The 3,133-nt window shown below is 32.5% G+C and carries 3 protein-coding genes; 1 reads left to right on the forward strand and 2 read right to left on the reverse strand.

Going from position 1 to position 3,133, the window contains the following annotated elements; all coding sequences use genetic code 11:
* Positions 1-109: 109 nt before the first annotated feature.
* Together LQ611_RS13690 and typA are read right to left on the reverse strand one after the other, a co-directional pair.
* Entirely contained in the window at positions 110-448 is a 339-nt protein-coding gene (locus tag LQ611_RS13690) for a YlaH-like family protein (RefSeq protein ID WP_037587446.1), read from the reverse strand.
* 5 nt (positions 449-453) lie between these two features.
* Positions 454-2,301 carry a translational GTPase TypA gene (gene typA, locus LQ611_RS13695; RefSeq protein ID WP_025904663.1) on the reverse strand — a complete coding sequence of 616 codons (1,848 nt, stop codon included), beginning with the start codon at positions 2,299-2,301 and terminating at the stop codon, positions 454-456.
* 220 nt (positions 2,302-2,521) lie between these two features.
* On the opposite strand from typA, the gene LQ611_RS13700 reads away from it, so the two are divergent.
* Positions 2,522-2,707, forward strand: coding sequence for a DUF5325 family protein (locus tag LQ611_RS13700; protein ID WP_037587440.1), 186 nt, complete (start codon positions 2,522-2,524; stop codon positions 2,705-2,707).
* Positions 2,708-3,133: the final 426 nt, after the last annotated feature.

A 3,133-nucleotide genomic window follows, 5' to 3' on the forward strand; every position in this document is an offset into this window, starting at 1 on the left:
TTCATAGAAAAAACACCTCCGTATAAATTCATTTTAATATGAATTCAACGAAAGTGTTTTTATTTTACTCCCACATCCTGGGGTTAGTGCACTTATGAGCCGCCTTTTTTTATTGTTGTTTACCGCTACTTCGTTCTTTATGAAGTCTGTAACGATATAGACCTAAAACAATTGCTGCTATTATTAAACTTTCTCCTACAGGCAAGAATACCGCTAGAAACGTTAATAATAAACAACCTAAAAACAGTAATATATAGATAATAATATTTTGCCAAAACTTTAGTTTTCTTGCAAACCCTAAATTATAAACAATCGCACTTAATACAAAAATCGTTAATAATAAAAGCCACATACCAAGCTCTGGGTTCTCATCTACTCTAAATAACTTACCAAAAAATGAAAGCCTTTCTGTTGGATTAACACTTACATTTTTAGCAACTAAGAGCATCTATATCACTCCTCTTCTTGTTCAGCCATTTTTTGTCTCTTCTGAGCTCTTTCTCTTTCTGCTTTATCTAAAATTTTCTTTCTTAAACGAATTGATTCAGGTGTTACTTCAACTAATTCGTCATCATTTAAGTATTCTAACGCTTCTTCAAGTGTTAAAATTCTAGGTTTTTTCATAGTTGTTGTTTGTTCTTTAGTAGCTGAACGGATGTTGTTAGCTGCTTTAACTTTTGTAATGTTAACTGTTAGATCGTTTTCACGAGTATTTTCACCAACAATCATACCTTCATAAACTTCAGTACCTGGTTCCATGAAGTTTACACCTCTATCTTCTAAGTTCAAGATAGCATAAGTACTTGCTACACCTTTATCAATTGATACAAGAACACCATTTCTTCTTCCACCAATACGTCCTTTAATTCTTGGACGGTAAGAATCGAATGTATGGTTAATGATACCATAACCACGAGTCATTGACATGAATTCAGTAGTGTAACCAATTAATCCACGAGCTGGAACGATAAAGATTAATTTAGTTTGTCCATTTTCGTTAGATTGCATATCAACCATTTCACCTTTACGTGATCCTAAAGATTCAATAATTGCACCTGTATATTCATCAGGAACATCAATTTGAACACGTTCATAAGGCTCAGATTTAACGCCATCTATTTCTTTAACAATAACTTGAGGTTTAGAAACTTGTAATTCATAACCTTCACGTCTCATATTTTCAATAAGAATAGATAAATGTAATTCCCCACGTCCTGCTACAACCCATGCATCAGGTGAATCTGTAGGTGTTACACGTAAAGATACATCTGTTTCTAATTGTGTTTCTAATCTTTCTTCAATCTTACGAGCTGTTACGTAAGTACCTTCTTTACCAGCGAATGGAGAATTATTAACTGAGAATGTCATTTCTAATGTCGGCTCATCAATTCTTAAAATTGGTAAAGCTTCAACATGATCTTGAGGTGTAATTGTTTCACCTACGTTAATATCTTCCATACCACTAATAGCGATTAAGTCACCAGCGTATGCTTCATCAATTTCTATACGGTTTAAACCAAAGAAACCAAAGATTTTTGTAACTCTGAAGTTTTTAACGCTACCATCAATCTTAACTAATGATACTTGTTGTCCAACTTTAATTGTACCTCTGAATACACGTCCTACACCAATACGTCCAACATAGTCATTATAATCTAATAATGCAACTTGGAATTGTAATGGCTCATCTCTATTATCAACAGGTGCTGGTACATATTCTAAAATTGTTTCATATAGACATTGCATGTTTTCGTCTTGTTTATCAGACTCTAAACTAGCAGTACCACTTAATGCAGATGCATATACAACTGGGAACTCAAGTTGCTCATCATTAGCATCTAATTCAATAAATAAGTCTAATACTTCATCTACAACTTGTTCTGGTCTTGCAGATGGTTTATCAATTTTATTAACAACTACAACTGGTTTTAAATTTTGTTCTAATGCTTTTTTAAGCACGAAACGTGTTTGAGGCATCGTTCCTTCATAAGCATCTACTACTAATACAACACCATCAACCATTTTCATAATACGCTCAACTTCTCCTCCGAAGTCAGCATGTCCTGGTGTATCTAGTATATTGATACGGTGATCTTTATAGTCAATTGCCGTATTTTTAGCTAATATCGTAATACCGCGTTCTTTTTCAAGGTCGTTTGAATCCATCGCACGTTCTGCTATATGTTCATTTTCACGAAAAATACCAGATTGCTTTAATAATTCATCTACTAAAGTTGTTTTTCCGTGGTCAACGTGGGCAATAATCGCAATGTTACGTACATTTTCTCTTAAATTAGTCATGCAAAAAATTTTCCTCTCCGATTTAAATTAATCGACATTTATTCGACTTAAATTTATAACTTGATAATTATAACATAAATCGTTTGAAAAATAACTATTATTGAACAGATTTACTCAAATTTCCATATTTTTTATTTGGTACCGTTTTAATCAACAGGTTGATTTTTCTTTAAATGTGAAGCATAATAAAATAATGAAAACGGTTAAAGGATGGATATAAATGAAGAAATCTAAAGCAATATTCGTACTACTTGCTTTAATTGTAACATTTCTCCTTTTAGTGTTTAGCTTTGCATTAGCAGAAGGTTCAATGTTGTTTATGTTATTAGCAGTATTGTTAATCGTTGCAACAATGGGCTTTGGTTTTACACTTAAAAAGAAATACCGCGAAAACGGTTGGCTATAAACATCATACGACATCAAATGAAAAGCATATCACTTAACGAAACGTTAAAGTGATATGCTTTTTTGTTGTGTTAAATTTAGTTGTAAGATGTTTAACGGAGATGATGTTGATAGTTAGGCGATAGATTTTGTTAGAATCTTGTTAGGATCTTGATTTCATTATTCTGAATTGTGGTAGTTAGAACGCGCTAACTTCCATTATTCTGAATTCTGGTAGTTAGAGTGCGCTCATTTAGATACATTTTTCAGAATTCTGTCCCTAACAACACCTCTTACGGACATTTCTCGGAATTCTGTCTCTATAAATAAAAGGCTTAAACAATAATTGTTTAAGCCTTTTATTTAGGAGTTGATTCTATGTTAAATAAATCCGAGAATAAACGTGACCAATATGAAATGATTTCTGTTTCAGAGTTAGTACCTAAAA

The organism is Mammaliicoccus sp. L-M44 (genome assembly GCF_022386355.1).
GTDB lineage: Bacteria > Bacillota > Bacilli > Staphylococcales > Staphylococcaceae > Mammaliicoccus > Mammaliicoccus sciuri_A.

What these genes read in the sequence shown, in the direction of transcription:
- LQ611_RS13690 (WP_037587446.1), bottom strand. Translation starts at nt 448, where the DNA reads ATGCTCTTAGTTGCTAAAAATGTAAGTGTTAATCCAACAGAAAGGCTT.
- typA (WP_025904663.1), bottom strand. Translation starts at nt 2,301, where the DNA reads ATGACTAATTTAAGAGAAAATGTACGTAACATTGCGATTATTGCCCAC.
- LQ611_RS13700 (WP_037587440.1), top strand. Translation starts at nt 2,522, where the DNA reads ATGAAGAAATCTAAAGCAATATTCGTACTACTTGCTTTAATTGTAACA.